This is a genomic window from Enterobacter sp. FUJ80071, assembly GCF_038739915.1.
GTDB classification, from domain to species: Bacteria; Pseudomonadota; Gammaproteobacteria; order Enterobacterales; family Enterobacteriaceae; genus Enterobacter; species Enterobacter kobei.
In genome coordinates, this window is sequence record NZ_JBBXKH010000001.1 from 2191787 (window position 1) to 2210690 (window position 18904).

Genomic DNA, 18904 nt, shown 5'->3' on the forward strand with positions numbered 1-18904 from the left:
GTTAACTGCTCCCGTGGTTATAGCTGCCGTCATAATTGACGGTGTTGTTGTAGCGAATAGCGACAGACTGATATTCCAGGCTCGCCAGATGGCAGCGGGCCGGAGCAAAGGCAGCGAGCGTCTGTCGTAACAGCGCCGCCTGATCGTTAGTGATGGGTTGCTGAAGGATGACGCGATAAACCGCCCATGCTTCAGCATCGCCGTGGACAAAAAGCCCGTTGTAAGTGTGTTTGCCGTCGTAGCCGATCTGACCAGTGCCTTCAATCAGATCCACTTCACCGAAGCCGAAACGGCGGATAATTTCCCGGATTGACCACGGCGTCCCTTTATAGCGGTGCAGCTCGATGGCGGATTTGATAAGCATGCGACGCACATCATCCGATTCCGCCAGCTCCCAGCCATCGCCGAACAACGAGAACTGCTCGCCCAGCCATGGCAGCGCGGAGCTGTCGACAATATCGACCAGATAGACCATCAGTACGCTCAGGTCGATGTTGTCCAGCCGCCCGGCCAGCTTGCCCAGCGTTCTGAGGCTGATATCCCCCTCAAGTGGTGGCGGGAGTTGTAGCGGCTCAGCCATCAGAAACCCCGGTCATGTTGAGAGTGATCGCCGTACAGTTTGCCCACTCGCTTTCAGCAACGACCCTCAGCGCGGGTGTCACCAGTTCAACCTGGTAAACCCCGGCAACGGACAGCACGCTGATAATCTGACTGGGGACAATATCGCGGCCCAGTGCTGCAGTACGGGACGCCACCCAGTTCTGTATGGCACTGTTAGCTGCGTCTTTTATCGAGTTGGCATCCTGGTCACGGTAGATCGTGATGTTGGCTTCGATGGTGTAATCCACCTGGACAGGCGTTTTAGCCCGCACGGTATCAGTGAGCGGCCTGACTTTCTCATCTGAGCAGAAACTCTCAACCAGTGTGAGGATGCTGTCATCCGGCAGGCCGGTACTGAGTAGCGGATACAGCTCAACTGTGCCCGGAACCGGGGAGAGCACGGCAACGTCGACGATATTGGGATGGGCCTGCATGGCATGAAAGCGGTATGCCTTACGGCTTCCGGCATTCGTGAACGATTCCGGGGCCAGTTTGATGCGCTCGCGCAGTCTGTCGTTGTCTTCCTGTTCTGAGCCGCCAGAACTGGCCGCCAGATTGGTCACCTGCAGGTCAACGTTATCAATCTCATCGAGCAACTGACTGACCTGCGCAGGTTGCCATCCGTTGCCAGCGACGCCCGGTTCGGTACAGGTGGCAGTGGTGTTGACCAGCAGCAACCCGGCCTTCAGCACCACGTCCGTATCGGTGGAAAATATAATGCTGTCGGAGGCACTGACGCGGGTACCAGCGGGGATCAGCACATCAATGGCCAGTTCCTCCTCCACGGAGAACTGGAGTGGGATGGAGGCAGGCTGCGCGGCCAGACGGTACACACCGACCAGTTCACCGAGGTAATCAATCATCGGCTCACGGGCAAAGGCGACCAGATTCTGTTTGGCCGCTTCCTGCGCCGCCACCCTGACCAGCATTTCGCGGTATGCCCACAGGTCAATCAGCAGGCGCTCGGCCTGAGCGGGATACAGCGTTTTACCGGTTGCGGCTTCGTACTGCGCAATCATCTCAGCCGTGATTTTATCGGCATCGCGTTCAATAAAGTCGGGTTCTGTCAGCGCCATAGCAACTCCTGAGTCCGGGTCTGCCCGTCAGAGCCTTTCCAGCTCACCCGGAGCGTAAGATGTTCGCCGTCAACGGCGGGTTTAACCGACATAAGCTGGCAGCGAGGCTCCCAGCGGCGAATGGCATCGACGGATTCGCGCACCACATGTGGGATAGCACGGTCGATAGGCCAGTCGATATAACGGTGCAGATTGCTGCCGAACTCCGGGCGATGTGGGTCGCTGCCGCGAGGAGTACGCAGGATGATTTGGATGGCCTGCCAGATATCATCCAGCCCCTGGACGATTTCGCCGGGGGCCTGCAGGGCCGGTTGCCAGAATACGGAGGTTGTTTTCATAGGGGCAGTATTGCCCCTGTGCGGGAACGCCGATATTAAAGGCGTTTAAGAAGATTCAGTGGGAGTGGTGGTTGGAGTTATCGCCGTCTGACAGCATGCTACCGGTTGAGTGGGCGTTCCCTTTAATCTCGACATTACCCTGAATTGTCGCGGCAGCACCTTCGCCACCAGAGCCTGCCATACCGCCTTCATAGGTCAGTTTACCTCCGACCAGAAGGTTGCCGGTGATTTCGGTCTCAGGGGCATCTATCGTGGCTTTCTGAGTTTTCACCGTCACGTCAGCGCTGCATTCAATCACCATATGCTCGATGCCACCCCGGATGGTGAGCGTGTGCGAAGCGCGGTTATAGCTGAACTCGGCCCCGTCGCTGAATGTTGTACCGCGAACGTCTTTGTTGCCGAATGGCGGCTTATCGACGTCTGAATAGACTGCGCCGAGAATAACGCCATCCTCACCATTTTCGTCCAGCAGCACTTTGACCTGTTCACCCACATCCGGGAGCCAGTAGTCTTTGTTGCTCTGGGTATTGCGCTGCAGGACGTCAAGCCAGTTGGTGCGCATATTGTCGCACTCCGGCAACCGGACGCGGGCTTTCACTCCATCAGCATCGACAGCGCTGATTGTTCCGGTCTGCAGAGTTACACCCGTCATTTTTTCTTCTCCTTTATTACCGTTGAGGTACTGCCGTCCGGTTTGTAGACGGTCAGCGTCTGGGTCTTACCGGTCTTGTTGCCTTTTTTCGCCTTGCCCTGAGTCACCGGCCCCCGCGCCACGTCCAGTTCTGTCACATAACCGCTGTTGCGGTCAAAAGCGTGTCGGGCTGTGGTTATCAGCCATGGCCCGGATAACTGGCCAAAACCCACCAGTTCAATTTTGTTGCCCGCCGTCAGCTGTGGCGTGCCCATTAACGTCAGGGAGCCGCTCTGCTGATATTCGTTATGGCTGGCCAGCGCGGAGTCCGCCTTGATTTTTGCGCTGTCAGGGTCACTGACGCGGCTGTTGACCTTCAGTGAGTCGGCGCTCGTGACCTTGCCGCCTTTGGCCTGTTTTTCGCTTTCGCTGGTGCCACCGTCAGCCTCGTAGACGATCAGCTTTTTGCTGCTGCTCTTCTGGTGTTTTACCTTCGCGGACTTGTAGACCCGGTTGATGGTGTCGCGCAGGGAAAAGCGGGCCACATCCTGCGGTTTCAGTTGCTTAACCGGCTCCTGACCACGAAGCGTGGCCAGATGGGAGAAAATCAGCTGGTCACTGACGACCTTCACCGCATAGCCATACTCACTGGCCAGCCGCCGCAGGAAGCCTACGTCCGTTTCAGCGTACTGCGTTACGCGGTCAATTTTGATGGATTCAATGCTGCCAACCAGCTTCAGCTGATGCTTTTTGGCGATACGCCCGGCAATGGCTGCCAGCGTGGTGCTCTCAAAACCGCGACTGGATTTAGTCCGTAAGGCGTTATTAACCGACGTGGCCACGCCCCGAATGGCGACAACGGACGCGGGCGAACTGACCTCTATCTCGTCTATCGAGAACGTACCGCAGGACAGCAGTTTCTCGCCCTGATAGCCCATCTTCAGCGTCAGCGTGTCACCCTTGCCCGGATACCACTTATCCAGCCAGCGACCATCGGTGTCGTCCAGCTCCACCTCAATGGTATCGGACTCGCTTTTGATGTTATCGCTGTAGGTCACGCGGGTGACATAAGGTGCGATATCGTTAGTGATGTTCTTCTGCAGATACCACAGGGTGAATACCGGACTCAGAACGTCGCTGATGCCGGTCAACGCTGATGCGGCCTGTGTGGTGTTGTTTACCTCAGCCATGGGGCAATATCCTCTTCTGTACTGGCATCGGTAGCCTCGATAACCGGAATCAATAACAACAACCCGGAGGGCAGCACTGGCGTGATGGCCACATGCGGGTTAGCGGCGATAATCCGGGGATAACCCAGCGGGTCACCATAGTACTGCCATGCGAGAGCGTCCCAGCGCTCTCCGTCACGGGTGACATGTTCAAGAAACATCACACACTCCTCGCCAGAATTTTGGCGGCCATGGTGCTTAACCCCGGCGACATGCGGGTGAAGGTAGTGCTGGCTGAATTCAGCTGACCAGAGACGGCATCAAGCGACGCTGCGATATTGCTGCCGTCAACGCCGCTCAGCGAAGACTGCGCCTGTTGCACATATGTGGCCGCATCACTGGTGGCTCTGGCCAGACTGATGGCTTCGGGCATGGATTCGGAGAGCGCATTAAATGCCGGAACGCTCTGACCCAGCGCCCCGGACACGTTGCCCAGACCGCTCATCAGCCCCGGTACGCGGGTCAGCGCGACAGCTGGGTTATCCTTCATCTTCTGTGCGACCCGAACGGCGCTGATGGTGGTCTGGAGAACGGACTGCGCCTGTTTGGCATAATTGACACCGTCGCGGACGTACTGCGCCACCCCTGAAGGTGAAGGAACGGCACCCGAAACCGCCCCGACGCCGGGAACCTGCGTGCGTATTGCTGGTGGCTGCAGCGGGTTCTTCGGGTCACCGATGTACTCCCGCAGCGATGCAGTGGCGTTGACGGCCAGCACGTTGCCGGTGCTGTCGGTCTGTTCGCTGGTCGCGGTCACGTCGGTAATGACGAACCAGCCACGATAGTCACCATTCCCGAAGACCAGCGCCAGCGCCTGATGGGCTTTCATGGCCGTTCGCAGGCGTGCCAGCTCGACGTCGGGCACACAATAATGCTGATGGAATACCAGGCTTATCTGGATTTCGTCCAGCTTATCGCCGACGAACTGCAGGCCGGGCTTGCCTTCGATTCTGGCATGTTCAGCATAATCGACGCCGAATGTGGCCTCGAAGCCGTCCCAGTAGGTAATCAGCTCAAACTCAATATCACCCAGTACTGCAAACATTATTCGTACCCCCGACGTTGTTTCTGAGCCATAAGGCGCTCCAGCATTTTCTCCAGTTCATGCAGGCTCATATTCAGTGCACCGGACAATCCGGCAGGTGCGGCAGTCTCTTTGCCATTGAGGTAAAACTGGGGATTAAAGCTGACCTGAATACCACCAGAGGTTCCGCCACCGGCAGTTGCCGCGCCACGACCTGAATAACCCGCCGCCATGATTTCCGGCGACGGGATTCGGGGAACATCCGGTGTCATTTCGGTGGCCAGGCGCTGACCCGCCAGTGCGGCCAGTGGTGTTGTACGCTGCAGTCCGATAGCGGCCCCCTGCGCGATGTTGTCACCAAAGCCTATAAACACGCGGCTCGGCGAATGAATACCCAGCTTTTCCTTAAACCAGCCGCCAACACTGTCGCCCATATCGGTTACGGTGGTTTTGAGCGACTCCCATTTGTTTTTGATGCCGTTTATCAGCCCGTCGATAAGATGGCCACCGAAGTCAGTGAACTTCGCGGGCAGATCAACGCCGAGATATTTCAGCGCAGCCGCAAAGGCTTTATAGAGCAGACCAACCGGCGACCAGTTAATCAGCAGCTTACCAATCCCCACGATACCGCCGTTAAAAGCCTCTTTAATGTCAGCCCAGCGCTGCTTAAACCAGCCGCTGACCGCTCCCCAGTTGCGGTAGATAAGGTAAGCCGCTGCCGCGACAGCGGTGATGGCGAGACCAATGGGATTCATCAGCAGCGCCCTGCCAATCCAGAGAACGGCACGTCCGGCGATCATAATGCCGCGAACCAGCCCACCTGACAGCACGCCCCCCAGAGTTCTGGCACCTCTGGCGACAGCGCTGAAGCCGGTCACCAGCCAGCGGAGTTTGCCGCCTTCACCCAGCGCGAGCGTCAGGCGAAGCCAGGTGGCCCGCAGGAGCACGGCATTTTTCCAGACGTTAACAAAGGGAGAAATAAGGAGATTCAGCCCCAGCTTGAGACCGATAGTGGCCATCTTGAAAGCGAGTAATGCTCCCACAACCTTTATGGTGCCACTAACAAGTTGCGGATTTGCGGCTATCCATTTGCCGACGCTGTCCATTAAAGGAATAAACGTCTCGCCCAGTTGAATTAGGGCTGGTCGTAGTGATTCACCAATGCTGATGGCTGCCTCGTTAAACCCAACCTGGGTTCTGCGCCAACGTGCCTCAAGAGTATCATTTTGCTTTGTAAAATCAGTGCTCAACGTATTTTGGGCTGTAGGGCTTTTCATTTCCTGCTTATTGGAAAGATATTTATCCCAGCCCTGACGCATAGACAGTAAATGGTTAACGGTCTGGATATCAGTGAAGACTTCTGCCAGACCAAAGGACTCCATTAGCTTCTGCTGGCCTTCCCGATCACCAACGGCACCAGCTTTCTCCCATTGCTGAACAAACGCCTTACCTTTGTCGTCAATAAAAGCGTTGGCAATCATTAGTGAGGACTCATACTGCGAGAATCCTTGCGCTACTAGGTTCTGCATGGATTTCTGATAATTAATCCCGGCCTTGGCATATTTCTGAATGGTATCGTTTCGCCCCATAGCCGCCAGCCAGTTGGACATATTAGTGACGGCTTCTTCTGCAGAGCCGCTACCTTTGCCGACTTCCAAACTGGAAACGATCTCCATGATCGCTTCTTTCCCGGTAATGCCACGCGCCGCAAATGCTTTCGTCATCCCCGGCAGAGCCTTCGCCATGTCTTTTAGCTCAAACGAGCCGAGTTTTGCACCGGTAGCAGCCATACCAAATGCCTGCTCCAGTTCTTTAGCGTCAGTAATTTTGAGCGCATCGCTGAAGGCATAAGTCATTTTGGCGAGATCGGTCATATCGGCCTTAGTTGCTGTAGCTGTCTTCCCAAGCATCTCAGCAAATGTTGCTGCCTGTTCAGGAGCCATACCATCAGCAACCAACTGTCCGACTCCACCCATAAGAGACTCCTGCAGTTGGTTAATCTTCAGCGAGGCCTGCCTGATAGCCAAGCCAATCGCACGTTCCTGTTTTGCATCCAGATCGCCGGTGACACTGATATCCCGCAACTGTGATTCAAACGAGGCATATTGTTTGACCGAGGCCATGACCGGTGCGCCCAGTGTTCTGCCGATGGCATAGGTTTCTGCTCCCTGGCCATAGAGCGCCATGCGGTTAGCTTTCAGCGCGTCACTGGTGGTTGATACTGCTGACAAACGGCGCTGCTGGCGCTCAATTTGCTCCATTGTGCGGCTTACCCGCAGCAGGTCGCTGTTGAGGCGCTGCATCCGGGAAGAGCCTAACTGGCCATAACGTTCAGTTGCACGAGTTAAGGCATTCTGGCGTTCCTGCAGGCGGCGCGATGTATCGCCCAGGGAATCTAGGGCGCGTCGGGTGCCACTGACGGCTGAGCGGAAGCTGCTCCCGACAATGCCGCCAATAATGACGCCGACTGAAAATTCACTGGCCACGGTTGTTATCCTCTGAAAGCGGAAAAACGGAAGGAAAATGTCTGAGAGCCATGCAGAACAGCCGCGAGGGGCGGCTGTTAAGTGATGAGTCGTTACTGATTGTCGCCGAACTCGCTTTTGATTTGCTCTTCAGCCTGCTCCAGCCACATCTCCAGATCGTCAGTATCGAGGGCATCAATCTCCCCCGGCTGAAATCTAAACCACCTCGCCAGCAGCCCCTGCGCCTGCATCAGCGTTTTCGTCGCTCTTGCCCAGCCCAGTGACTTGCTGAAATCGTTTCTGCAGCTCCATGTAATCGGCAAGATCCATGTTATCGAGGTCTTCGGGGAGAATACCGGTGCTACGGGCAATGAGCGGCTCGTCCCAGTCAGCCGGGTCTTTACTGATTTTGCGCACCTGCTTCAGGTCTTTGACCGTCAGGCGTTTCAGTTCAACCTGCTCAACTCTGGTGCCTGCTGCGGTGGTGAAGGGGTAAGACAGCTTAAAAGTATCGGATTGGGTCTGTGACATGATCGTGCTCCTGTGTAAGTTCAGAGCAGTATGTCTGGAGGTGGACGTGACGGATATTAAAGGGGATTAAGAAGAAAGGGGCCGAAGCCCCTGTGATATCAGTGAGTGCGAAAGCCTTTGCAGTTACGCAGGAAGGCGATAAGAAGCGCCTTTCCTTCAGATTTGCCGATGCCGGTGAACCAGTGGTCAGGTGGCTCCCATGCCTCAATCAGGTCAGCGAGCTTCCGTGCTTTAGAGCGGGTGCAGTCAATCGGGTCATTGGTTTTCTGGGTATTAAAAAGGTTTTCCACCCCCGGAATATCAAGGATGGTAAACCACGTACCATTTCCCATGCCAATCGAACCACAGTTCCCGCCTTTATCTTCAATCTCGACGGTCACCGTCAGCCCCCGATATTGATGCGGTAGTCAGTCAACTGGTCAACGCCGCCGACTCGGAAGATGTTGGCCAGATAGTCCAGCTCCAGCAGCTCTTCACCATCCAGTACCTGCTTGATGTACGTGCAGGTGAAGCTGCTAGAGAACTCGGCGTTCTCGTGCTGTTTGAACGTCCCCAGCGGGTTCTTCTTGAACATGATCGTCAGGAATGTGACCAGCGGGATTTCGTCAATCAGCCCCTGCGAACTGTAGCGCTGGACGCTGGAACGGCACTGCAGCGCCAGCGACTTATACGGGTTCGCAGCAGACAGCATCGCGTCGCGGTAAAAGCTGTTCCACTTGATCTCACCCTCCAGCTTGTCGAAGCCTGCCGGGAGTTCCACTTTGCCCACCATCCCCAGCGCCTTATGCTCCTGCATGGTCATGGAGACGTCCGGGAGTTTGACCTCCTCGGCCCGGCCCAGCAGGTTAGCGCCATCCAGGTAGATGTTGGCATTCGTGATGCGGTTGATCTCAATCTTTGCCATCAGCTATTCCCCTTCAGGGTTAACAGATATTCCGAGGTGATCTCGGTCTCAAACGTCAGTCGCTCCAGCGGTGGTGGTGGCGTGTATTTGTAGCTCAGCAACAGGTGACCGGCGGCAAGCTCCGTCTCTTCGTTGCGGGCCGGATCAAACCAGCAGCTGAAGCCCAGCAGCGCACCGTCGCCAATCAGCTTGCGACCGTAGGCGTTGACCGACTCCGTCAGCGCATCAATCAGCGCCTGGGTAATCGGCATGTCGATGTACTGCTGGCTGAAGTAACGCAGGGACTCGTTGATCACATCACCGGTACGGCGAACGTTCTCAAAGTTGCGCATATGGGTGACCGTTGGCCATGCCGCCATACGGTTGCCCCACAGACGCAGGCCGCTGCCGTAGCTGCTGAAGACCGTGGTGATGCCCTGTTCGTTGAGCAGGTTCACCTCGCTCTGCGGGTCGTCAATCATTGCCGACAGCTGGCGCTCCACGCCGGTGATACCCAGAATTTCCTGGTTGGAGGACGACCACCAGTAGCCCTTGTCCAGGTCGACTTTGGCACGCAGACCTGCAGCACGCTGGCTCAGCGGCTCCAGCCGTTCGCTGTTGGTGGCCGCGTCGTACACCTTGACGTGCGGGTAGCACAGACGGACGCGGTCGGAGCTGGTGTTGAAGTTAATGGTGCCTTCCGGGCCACGCCCCGCCAGAGCCTGCGCAAAAGTGGTACCAATCGGCGCGTCGATGTAGGTCACCGCGCCCAGCTTCTCAGCCATGGCGATAAGCTCAACCGAGACGCTGTTCTGGGTGCAGAAGACCGGGGCAATCAGTATTTTTGCGAAGTAGCCAAACAGGTTGAAGCTGTCGTTAAGCAGCTTCATGCCGGTACGGTTGCCCGCAGCGTTAACGGCACCGATGATATCAGCCGGGGTGACTTTAGTTGGATCAGCATAGTTATAGCTGGCCTTCACCGTTGCATCTGCGGCAATGCTCTTACCAAGGTTGGTAATCACTCCGGTCTGTGCATCAAGCGAGTAGTCCTGACCTTCCACATAAGGCTGGCCATCGCTGTCCGGTTTCAGTACCAGCTGACGGCAGTACTTCACTTTGCCGCCGACACCGTCGTATTTATCCGCCACCGGCATCCCTTTACGGCGCAGGGTGTAACCGAATGACGGCTCGTTTTCGTCGGCGCTGTCGGTGCCTGGTTGCGGTTTGCCAACGTAATGCAGCATCAGGTTGTCACCCCAGATATCGGTCGGGACTTTGTCCTTGTTCTGCGCGTCTTTCATGGAGGCCATGGAGACCGGCTCGCCGATCGCCACATCTTCCAGCTGGAAAAGGTCTTTCAGAATTTCGATGGTGATACGCTTGCGCTCGTTGGCACCAATCGCGGCCTGAATCGCCGGGTGGAACTTCAGCAGCGACATCACGCTGGCCCCCATGGTCATCAGGTTCGGACGCAGGCCGGTGGCGTTACGCACCGCTTCGATCCCGCCTTCAATGATGCCAATCGGGTCACCCTTGCCACCGCCCCAGCGGTCAGCCGCAGCCAGCGCTTTGACGTTAGCCGCGCGATAGACGTTTTTGTCCTGGGCCAGACGGGCCGCATACAGTTCGCGCTTCAGGTTGACGCCGCTCGTCACACGGCGAATGGCTTTGGCCTCTTCGTTGAACATCGACTCCGCCTGCTCGCGATAGTCCACCGGCGCAGCCAGATCGTGCTCGTTGAGAACCAGGTCCAGCTTGCCGGTTTTCTCGCGCACCAGAACGTTACTGTCAGCCCCCACGGCACGCTCGGTGTCGTACTCCACAAAAGCGGATTTACCGAAGGTCGGCACGGTCACACCTTCCTTATCGGTAAGGACAATGGGGAAGATGCGTTCGCCGATGAACGCGGCATTTTTATAACCGCGTGCGATGCTGGTCAGCACCGGGTCAACGACGCGCTTACCCTTTAAATAGTCAGACATGTTCTCTCCTTAATTACAGGCAGCGGGAGACAGCAGCGTCGTAGCTGATGCCTTCTTTTTTCGACAGTTCCAGCGCTTTCTGATGCAGCGCCAGACGTTCCGGGTCGGCTTCAGCAAACTCCGCTGACGTCGTTTTGATATCCGTGTTCACGCGGTCTTTGGTCGCGTGCTCACTGAAATTCAGTACCGGATCAGTGCTGTCCAGCAGCGTCTTAAACGCCGTGGCCAGCGGGGTGCGGGTATCGCCTTCAGCAAACTCAACCGGCTTGTCACCTGCAGAAACCGCGTCCAGGATGGCCACGACTACCGACTTCGCTTTGGGGGCCAGGCGGCCATCGCCAACCAGCTTCTCGGCAAAGGAGACGTTCTCCGCGTGCAGTTTGTCCTGCTTGCTCTTCGCTTCCTGTTCTGCCCGCTGGGTGGCTTCCGCTTTCAGACGTGTGTTTTCCGCCTGAAGCGCTTTGATTTCTTCTTCAGTCATGGTGCTGTTCTCTTGTTGAGGGTTGGGATTGTGCTCACTGAAGTCCGGTTCAGACTTCCCGGTGTCGCGGTAAGCCTCTTCACGCAGGGAGTCCACCTGCCATGAAGGAAGCACCTTATCGGTCTCGTCCAGCCCGAACTGAGCAATCAGAAAATCGCGCAGACGGCCCCATAAAGAGGCATTGGTGATATCACTCCAGTCGGCAAACTCCACGACGCCTTCTTCTTTCTCACCAAACGAAACCTGCTTCAGCCCCTTAATGGAAGGTGGCTGCGCCCCCAGAAAGCCGACATGACGCAGGTAAAGCGTGCCGGGCTTCGGGTTGTTCGGTGAGTCAGGGAGATAGAACGAGGCGGAGACCTTCTTGAAGCGTCCGTTGCCCACCAGTTCGGCAAACTGCGGGTCGAGCTGGTCAGGCTCTGCCAGCAGATCGCCGCCGTTAAGCGACAGGGACTTCACCCAGCCCCACGCCGGGTCTTCCGTTTTTGGGTGGCCAATAACGAGTGGTGCTTCATGGACGGACGGGTCATAGGCTTTCACGCAGGCGGCAAGATCGCTTTGCGTGAACGGCAGTTTCGTGCCGTGCATATCGGTATGAGTACCGGCTTTAAAAATGTGAATGGCTGGCATTTTGCTGTCCCGCGTTACGTTGTCGGGGACAGTCTGTGGAAAAAGCGTCAGCGGCGCTTTTAATCTGCTTTAGAAAAAATCGGGGGTATCAGTACGGGGAATGTCACGCTGCAGGCGAATAGTGGTGCAAAGCGGGGGCTGTAAAGCCTTTATAAAGGTAATACAGCCCCTCAGCGGCTGGCAATGATAAATCACCCGCCTGTAGAGACAAAACTCAGCGACGGGCCGCTGCTTCAAGATGGCGGACAATCGTATCGAGGATGGGGACAACCACTTCAGGCTGCAGTTCACCGTCCCCCGTCAGCGGCAGGAAAGGACGGGCCGGAAGTTCGACGGACTCATTACGCCCCGTTTTACCCCCACACTGGTGAATAGCGCCGTAAACAACGTTAGTGCCGACAGCAGCCTGCCGGTCATCATGATCGGTTGATACTGACCCCATCAGACGCCCGGTATCCTGCAGTGTTTGCCCGTCGCGCTCCTGCGCTGCCAGCGAGGGAGTCCACCCCGGACGCCCCTCATCGAGAAAGTTAAACTGCGTTTCCGCCAGCAGGGTTCCGGCGATTTTGCGCATCGCGGGTTCCAGGTCTGTGGCAGCCAGATCCAGCGCACGGAGGCTCCGGCGCAGGGATTCATCGTTAATGGTGACATTGACCAGGTTATCGGAAGCCATCGTTATCCTCTCAGTTCCTGCTGTGCCAGCGGTTGAAGCGTACCCTGATAGCGGGCAAGGTCGGGACGGTATGCAGCCCCCGGCGCATAAGACCAGCCGACGTCGGTGGCCACCTTCGTGGTGCCGGTATTGAAGGTAGCGACATTCTGCATCTCGCCTGTTTTCTCTGAGACCAGCTTCAGCTCCCATCCCATGGCTGAGCCAGAACCTGACACCTTCAGGCCACGGGCACGCACATCCGCCGCGCTCAGGGCAATCACGCCACAACGGCAGCGCCAGCCGTTCGGCGGGTAGAACGCCTGCCAGAACGGGTCATCATAGCGCAGCACCAGACCATGCAGCGCCAGATGGCTCTTGCGGGTATGGCTGTCGTTGATGCCGGTATACATCCAGTACGGCCTGTCGTCGACGTTCTCCATCTGCTCGGCCCAGCGACCGGCGCTGTAGAGTACGGACATATTGGTGCGAAAGATGGTGTCGAGCCGCCACGGGCTGCCCTGCTGGATGGTGACCGGCTCGCCCGTTACCGGGTCGGTGGTATCACGTGGCCCCCACCATCCCTTGCGCTGCAGCTCCGGCTCCAGCTCCTGCCGGAACCAGCGGCCTGTTTTTCCTTCATCGACAGCCTGCTGCAGTGCCCCGCGAATATCTTCCAGGATATCAAGGCGGGTCACTTTGGCGACGGTAAAGGCGCGGGCATGGGCATCCTGCCACATCTCCTCCCAGTCCCACGTGAAGCTATACCCTTTGGACTTCAGGTAACTGATAGCCCGTTTGGGGGGCAGCGTCATGCAGTACGCCAGTTCAGCCGTTGTCACGCTCATGCAGACGCCCCCAGACAGTTGCAACAAACATAATCCGTGCCAGCCGTTCCTGCAGGTCTTCAGCGTTCATCTGCGGGTACAGCTCGGCCAGTTCGCCCAGCAGCTCAGACGGATTGACGCCATCTTCAACCCGCTTAAACAGAGGAGCCAGTACGGGTTCCAGCGTGCCATTTAACGCGCCTCCGTTCATCAGAATATCCAGCGCGTCGTCCAGGGCCTGCTGTGCCTGAATATCGGCATCAATCGCCTCGGCAAATGACAGCGGCAGCATGTTCTTCTGGCGTTCTGACGGTGGTGTCTCGTCAATATCACCGTCCTGCAGCTGGTACTCACGCTTGAAGTATTGCGGGGTGAAGACCACACCGGCACGGCTGAGTTTCTCGTCGCGGGTTGCCTGGGTATCGTCGACCGTTCCCTGTTCCCACATCTTCCAGACGGGGCTGGCCACATCGCCAAAGTTCATTGATACCGCCATCCTGATGGCCTGATTCACCGCGCTTTCCACGATATCAGCGTCAGCGTCACGGATATCATCGGTGACTTCCAGTCCGGCCTGCGCGGAGGCGCGGTTACTGTTGGCCTCGGTGGTCTGGTTCTGCCCCAGCAGGGCGATGGAGATTTCACTGCGGGCAAGCGTGATCAGGTTCTGATAAATATCGCTGCTGTCGGCCTTGCCTGCGGCCTCCTTAATTTCAATGGAGGAATCGTCGGGGATAGCGGCCACCGCGTCTTCCACCATTGCCTCCATGGAATCCAGCAGCAGGTCAATCTCACCCTGAGCGGTACCGCGCGGATGCTTGCCGATAACCCACGGTGAGCCATATTTCTCGGCAAAGCGCACCCAGAACTTCATGCCGCCTTTTTTGAAGGTCACGGGCCAGAAGCACATCGACAGGTCAGGGAAGCCATACGGGTTATCGTAGGTCGCGTCCTGACGCGGTACCACAAACTTGTTCAGCGGTACCGGCTCGCCTTCCAGCCCGGCGTCCTTGGCGCGAAAGCGCAGCAGGTTGTCGTTGTCGAACTGGAACCACTCAGGGGGTTTACCTACGATATCGGCAATGGCCCAGGATTTAACAGAGCGTCCCCACATGATCTCACAGGGCTGATACCCGTAGAGAACGGCGTCGGTCATCTCGCCGATGATGCGGGACAGATCCAGATCGTCGAGCATATCCCGGATGAAGCTGAATACCCGCGCCGGGGCATGACCACGTTCAAGACCGCGCTCCAGCGATTTGACCGCCGCCTTACGCCTGCGGATGCAGCCACCGACCAGCGGGTCGGTACGCAGCTCGCGATAGATGCGGATATCCCGGCCCTGAGATTTCAGAATGGGGTCAGGGTTAGGCAGGTACATCCCCAACCCGAAGAAGTCGATGGAACGGCTGCGCGAGGCGATCTGCTCCGTCAGTGTTTTATTAGGTTCGGCAAATTTGACGAACTCACTGGGTGAAACCCAGAGTCCACGGGCCATCAGTAATCCTCCAGCATACGGGCCGCCTGACGACGACGGCGTGAGCTTGCCTTCACCGGCCCTTTGTTAATTTCACGACTGGCGAAGTACGCCAGCGCCAGTGCGATGGCTGAATCCCCGTGACGCTTGCCACTGTCAGACTTCGCTTTTGAGCGCTGTTCCGGCACGCGGGGAACGCCGTTTACCACCTGAACGGCCCGCAGGTCATCCAGCGTATCTTCATCCTTCGGTAAATCCACCAGGTTGCCATCTTCCAGCGCAGCCTTGACCGGCGGCATATGCTCGCGATACCAGTTTTCAGTTGGCATCACCTGCTTAACCCGGCTGGAGCCGTAGCGCTGCATGGCGTATTCGGCGAGGTAAGAGCCGTTACCACGGGCATCAAGCGCCGCGCCTATCAGGTTTGGCAGGCCGTCCATCAGGTACCAGGCGATTTGCTCCTGCTGTTTGAACGGCACGTTGCGCAGCTCCAGCACGAACGGCACGCGGCGAACCAGGTTCTTCTCCTGCAGCAGGGGATAGTCCACCGACAGGTCACCGCTGCGGCCAAAGTCGCGACCCAGGAAAGAACGTGCGTCAGCGGGGAGCGCCTCCAGCAACGGTTTCAGATGTGTATCAAGCCACTCCTGCGTCTCGCTCCAGCGGACATCATCGGGCTTCAGCTCGTAACCCTCCGGGCAGGTCAGACGCAACACCGGCGTGCCAGCCGACATACGGGACTCAATCAGGGCGCGGGACAGCCAGGCTCCGCCACCGTTGGCCGGAACACAGTCAAGCTCCTCCGATGCACCGGCACCGTAGAATTTGTACACCGATGCCATCCACGCCTGCTCGGATGCTTCCGACCATTCTTTCCCGGTACGCAGGCAGACGCGGTGGAACAGCCCTTGGGACACAGCCTCCTGAAAAGTAATGCGATGTACGCTGCCCCCCTGACGCCCGGCCCGGATATCACCGATAAGCGTATTGAACGGGTTATCGTCACCGTCATGGGTGGAGATAACGCGCACTTTACCGCCCCAGATAAGCATCGCCAGCGCCGCCTTCAGCAGTTCGTCCAGTTGCTCATGGAACGCCGCTTCGTCGATAACGATGATGCCCTGACGGCCACGCAGGTTAGACGGACGGCTGGAGAGCGCGACAACGCGGAAGCCGGAGTCAGGGAATTTGATGGTGTAGGTCTTGATATGCTTGTCGTCTTCGTCCTCTTCCCAGAAACCCTCTTCGATTTCACTGGCGGCATAGTTGAATGCCCGCGCCCACATCGCACACGCCTGGATATATTCGACGGTCATGTCCTGGTTATAGGCGATGTAATACACGTTCATCCCACCCGCAGGGGCTGAAGAGGCTGCGGTCAGCACGTCATCGGACGCCTCAGCCCAGGTGATACCGGTTCGGCGGCTCTTCTCAATCACCTTGAGCGGAGACGTGTCAGCCACCCAGCGCTGCTGGTAGGGCATCAGAACGGCGGGGATATCCAGCGCCGAGGTGTCAGGCAAAACAGGAGCAAGCTGGCTCATGAGGCAATCCCCAGAATTTCACGACGCAGCGCCTGTACCGCATCGGTTGACAGTCCACCCTTACGGGCAATTTTCTCGGCGTTGCTGGCCGCCTGCTGCGCTCTGGCCCGGACTTCAGACTGGAACTTCTTGAGGTTGACGGAAGCGCGGGACAGCGTGGCCACGTTCTTTGCCACCTTCGACAACAGCGCCACGCGCTCTTTGGGGTCGACTTCGCCTTCTTCCGCTTCCTGCAGCTGGACGATGCTCTCGAACAGCTCGGTCTGAATCAGGGCGATCACCGCCTCCGAACGTGCATCCTGATCGTCAGCCGCACCTTCGGTCAGCATCCGGGCCGCTTCAGTGGCTGCACGGATAGCGCCATAGCGGCGCTCAATCTTCTGGCCATAGCGATGGATAGCCGATTTGCTGATGACATAACCCTGCTCACGCAGCAGGGACTCCAGCTCGTTATACCCGCTGAAGCCGGATTCAGTCAGCGCCCGCTCAAGCCAGCGACGCACGTCTTCCGGCAGCTTTTCTATCGTGCTGCGTCTGGCCATCATTCACTCCAGTACTTTTCCGGGCGGGCGATGCCGGGGCCGCATTCCACGGTGTACTCAACCAGATCGACACCGAGGCGGGTCAGGTCGGCAAACCAGTCGCCGGAGGGTTTTTTCTCCAGATCAACCATTTTGCGATCAGCCAGATAATCCAGCTCACGGCGCAGTTCCAGCGGTGTGGTGTCCGGGTAGATGGCGCGGGACACGTCCAGCAGCAGCGTCTCGCTGGCGGTGTACGGGCGGGTTTTGTTCAGAGCAACCAGCAGACTCCAGCGCAGGGACTCCCGGCGCACGCGGGCGATATCAACCATTACGACCTCCTGTATGGCGGTACTGCTGTACCAGTTCCAGTTTGTTGTAGAGCGCGTCCAGCTTGGCTTCGATGACCGTCTGGCCCCGGATATAATCCTCTCGGCGGACGTAGTTCAGCGGTAAATCCGCCTTAAACCGCATAAATTCTTTTTCCAGCTCGCCCCAGTTTGAGGCGGACTGCTGCAGCGACTGCTCAAGGGAGGCGAACCGCGCCGCCTGACGCTCTTCCGCTTTACTGAACAGCCATTTGGCTATGCCACCGACAAAGCTCATGAAGGTGATGAGGAAACCCACCACCGTCCAGAATTCAACCTGCAACGTCATTTCTGTAATCCTTCCCGTTCGTCCAGCAGACTGTTTATCTGGCTGCGCCAGCTGCGGCACTGCTTCGCGTTGTCGATGATGTTGGCGAGGACGTCACGCTGAGAGACGCCTGAGTCGCGTAGCCAGGCGTCAGCGGTTTCAGGTCGCCCGGACGCTGCGCCAGTGCCGGTGCCAGCGGCGGCAGTTGCGTCTGAATGACCGGTGTCGACGGATGCGTTGTCATATCCGAGCGCGGCGTTGTACTGGCGCACGAAACCGCGAGTAAACACGCACTCAATGGGATGGCTCTTACCTTTTTCATCAATCCAGCGCTGTGTGACATCGTTAATTTGCCCCTGTAGTTGTTTGTTCTGGCTCTCAAGCTGAGCAATCTGCTCAAGGTAACTGGCTTCGGCCTGATGGCCTGCGGCAACCTGCTCCTGATACCGCTTTGCCCAGGCCCGCAGCGCTGCGTTCTCAAGCGTGGTCTGTTCGGTTTTGTAGGTATCAAACGCTGACTGCAGCCGACTGAGCGCTGCGTCACCGTCACGTTTTGCGTCCTCAGAACCGTCGTGATAGCCCCAGCGGTTCAGCCCATAAAGAGCAGCCACCAGAACAAGCGCCAGCACCATGCCGCGCCACGGCAATCTTTTAACCAGGTACCACACAGCTGCTGCCTCCCCATGTGAGATAGCGCGGAGCCAGCTCCCGCAGGATGCGCTGCGGATAGTGGCGGTTCTCCCGCCAGTTGGCGGCGCTACGTCCGGCATTCACCGTGGCGACATGGCCAAACCAGCGGGCACTGTCCAGTCCCTGCTGTGAGGCCAGCCGTTTGTCCCGCTGTACCCAGCCCAGACCGCCGTTATAGCCGGACAGCGTCATGGCCATACGTTCGCAGCCGTTGGCGGCGCTGACGCGCTGCCACAGCCAGCGGTCGTAGCTGACCAGCGCCCGGATGGCCCATGCCGGATTAAACGGCTCGCGGCTGTTCAGCCCCGGCATCAGCTGACTTATCCAGTCAGCGGTGGCGGGCATAAACTGCGCCAGCCCCTGAGCGCCAACCGGCGAGACCGCATCAGGTCGCCAGCCGCTTTCCTGATGCAGCTGTGCGGCGAAGTCGGCCACCGGCGCTGACATTCCCCATTCAAGCCGGGCATTACGGATCACATCGTCGCGATACTGCAGCGCAGCCTGCGGTGGCTGCGCTGCGCGGGCCTGACTGAAGAAACCGCCACACCAGAGCAGCCAGGCAATAACCAGGTTGCCAGCGAGCTGCCACCAGAAGCTGTATTTATCGTTGCGTGGCTCGCCATGCTTGATGGCGGTTACGCCCAGACCAAAGGCGAGCAGGATGATGAGGGTGATTTGAGGCCAGTTCAT

Annotated in this window: 22 protein-coding genes and 2 pseudogenes; all 24 read right to left on the reverse strand. The window is 57.8% G+C overall.

What is annotated here, in order from left to right; genetic code table 11:
* Position 1 precedes the first annotated feature (1 nt).
* Positions 2-580 carry a phage tail protein I gene (locus tag AAER43_RS10710; RefSeq protein WP_006687313.1) on the reverse strand — a complete coding sequence of 193 codons (579 nt, stop codon included), beginning with the start codon at positions 578-580 and terminating at the stop codon, positions 2-4.
* Entirely contained in the window at positions 573-1676 is a 1104-nt protein-coding gene (locus AAER43_RS10715) for a baseplate J/gp47 family protein (RefSeq protein WP_150343933.1), read from the reverse strand. The genes AAER43_RS10710 and AAER43_RS10715 overlap by 8 nt, the downstream gene beginning before the upstream one ends.
* On the reverse strand, positions 1667-2014 hold the full coding sequence (locus AAER43_RS10720) for a GPW/gp25 family protein (protein WP_063617128.1): 348 nt from the start codon (positions 2012-2014) through the stop codon (positions 1667-1669). The genes AAER43_RS10715 and AAER43_RS10720 overlap by 10 nt, the downstream gene beginning before the upstream one ends.
* A gap of 55 nt (positions 2015-2069) precedes the next feature.
* On the reverse strand, positions 2070-2666 hold the full coding sequence (locus AAER43_RS10725) for a phage baseplate assembly protein V (RefSeq protein ID WP_063617127.1): 597 nt from the start codon (positions 2664-2666) through the stop codon (positions 2070-2072).
* Positions 2663-3835 (reverse strand): contractile injection system protein, VgrG/Pvc8 family, encoded by a 1173-nt coding sequence (locus AAER43_RS10730; RefSeq protein ID WP_063617126.1) that lies wholly within the window; start codon positions 3833-3835, stop codon positions 2663-2665. The genes AAER43_RS10725 and AAER43_RS10730 overlap by 4 nt, the downstream gene beginning before the upstream one ends.
* A complete protein-coding gene (locus AAER43_RS10735; RefSeq protein WP_168216494.1) occupies positions 3823-4035 on the reverse strand; it encodes a tail protein X in 213 nt (70 codons plus the stop codon). Before AAER43_RS10735 ends, AAER43_RS10730 begins: the two co-directional genes overlap by 13 nt.
* Positions 4035-4919: a phage tail protein gene (locus tag AAER43_RS10740; RefSeq protein WP_165712795.1), complete on the reverse strand. Its 885-nt coding sequence runs from the start codon at positions 4917-4919 to the stop codon at positions 4035-4037. The genes AAER43_RS10735 and AAER43_RS10740 overlap by 1 nt, the downstream gene beginning before the upstream one ends.
* Positions 4919-7384 carry a phage tail tape measure protein gene (locus tag AAER43_RS10745; RefSeq protein WP_342701925.1) on the reverse strand — a complete coding sequence of 822 codons (2466 nt, stop codon included), beginning with the start codon at positions 7382-7384 and terminating at the stop codon, positions 4919-4921. Before AAER43_RS10745 ends, AAER43_RS10740 begins: the two co-directional genes overlap by 1 nt.
* Positions 7385-7476: 92 nt before the next feature.
* On the reverse strand, positions 7477-7614 hold the full coding sequence (locus AAER43_RS10750) for a GpE family phage tail protein (protein WP_001148841.1): 138 nt from the start codon (positions 7612-7614) through the stop codon (positions 7477-7479).
* Positions 7580-7894 (reverse strand): phage tail assembly protein, encoded by a 315-nt coding sequence (locus tag AAER43_RS10755; protein WP_000084225.1) that lies wholly within the window; start codon positions 7892-7894, stop codon positions 7580-7582. Before AAER43_RS10755 ends, AAER43_RS10750 begins: the two co-directional genes overlap by 35 nt.
* A gap of 98 nt (positions 7895-7992) precedes the next feature.
* A complete protein-coding gene (locus AAER43_RS10760; RefSeq protein WP_000215406.1) occupies positions 7993-8274 on the reverse strand; it encodes a hypothetical protein in 282 nt (93 codons plus the stop codon).
* 2 nt (positions 8275-8276) lie between these two features.
* The gene (locus tag AAER43_RS10765; protein ID WP_162837902.1) at positions 8277-8801 is read right to left on the reverse strand and encodes a phage major tail tube protein; all 525 of its coding nucleotides are present in this window, start codon (positions 8799-8801) and stop codon (positions 8277-8279) included.
* A pseudogene (locus AAER43_RS10770) lies at positions 8798-9841 on the reverse strand (phage tail sheath subtilisin-like domain-containing protein); the annotation flags it as partial. The gene AAER43_RS10765 and the pseudogene AAER43_RS10770, both read right to left, overlap by 4 nt.
* Positions 9842-9877: 36 nt before the next feature.
* Positions 9878-10759 (reverse strand): annotated as a pseudogene (locus AAER43_RS10775) (hypothetical protein); the annotation flags it as partial.
* A 13-nt stretch (positions 10760-10772) separates the two neighbouring features.
* Complete coding sequence (locus tag AAER43_RS10780; RefSeq protein ID WP_032438842.1) at positions 10773-11870, reverse strand: hypothetical protein; 1098 nt, start codon at positions 11868-11870, stop codon at positions 10773-10775.
* Between the two features lie 214 nt (positions 11871-12084).
* Positions 12085-12543 (reverse strand): phage virion morphogenesis protein, encoded by a 459-nt coding sequence (locus AAER43_RS10785; RefSeq protein WP_032438841.1) that lies wholly within the window; start codon positions 12541-12543, stop codon positions 12085-12087.
* 2 nt (positions 12544-12545) lie between these two features.
* Entirely contained in the window at positions 12546-13367 is an 822-nt protein-coding gene (locus AAER43_RS10790; RefSeq protein WP_032438840.1) for a phage minor head protein, read from the reverse strand.
* Complete coding sequence (locus AAER43_RS10795; protein ID WP_006687283.1) at positions 13348-14844, reverse strand: DUF935 domain-containing protein; 1497 nt, start codon at positions 14842-14844, stop codon at positions 13348-13350. The genes AAER43_RS10790 and AAER43_RS10795 overlap by 20 nt, the downstream gene beginning before the upstream one ends.
* Positions 14844-16367 (reverse strand): hypothetical protein, encoded by a 1524-nt coding sequence (locus AAER43_RS10800; protein ID WP_059329515.1) that lies wholly within the window; start codon positions 16365-16367, stop codon positions 14844-14846. The genes AAER43_RS10795 and AAER43_RS10800 overlap by 1 nt, the downstream gene beginning before the upstream one ends.
* Positions 16364-16909, reverse strand: coding sequence for a DUF3486 family protein (locus tag AAER43_RS10805; protein ID WP_000124057.1), 546 nt, complete (start codon positions 16907-16909; stop codon positions 16364-16366). Before AAER43_RS10805 ends, AAER43_RS10800 begins: the two co-directional genes overlap by 4 nt.
* Positions 16909-17220 (reverse strand): hypothetical protein, encoded by a 312-nt coding sequence (locus AAER43_RS10810; RefSeq protein ID WP_006122433.1) that lies wholly within the window; start codon positions 17218-17220, stop codon positions 16909-16911. Before AAER43_RS10810 ends, AAER43_RS10805 begins: the two co-directional genes overlap by 1 nt.
* Positions 17213-17545 (reverse strand): hypothetical protein, encoded by a 333-nt coding sequence (locus AAER43_RS10815; RefSeq protein WP_020803495.1) that lies wholly within the window; start codon positions 17543-17545, stop codon positions 17213-17215. The genes AAER43_RS10810 and AAER43_RS10815 overlap by 8 nt, the downstream gene beginning before the upstream one ends.
* Positions 17542-18192: a hypothetical protein gene (locus AAER43_RS10820; protein ID WP_342701926.1), complete on the reverse strand. Its 651-nt coding sequence runs from the start codon at positions 18190-18192 to the stop codon at positions 17542-17544. The genes AAER43_RS10815 and AAER43_RS10820 overlap by 4 nt, the downstream gene beginning before the upstream one ends.
* Positions 18176-18904 (reverse strand): transglycosylase SLT domain-containing protein, encoded by a 729-nt coding sequence (locus tag AAER43_RS10825; RefSeq protein WP_117056490.1) that lies wholly within the window; start codon positions 18902-18904, stop codon positions 18176-18178. Before AAER43_RS10825 ends, AAER43_RS10820 begins: the two co-directional genes overlap by 17 nt.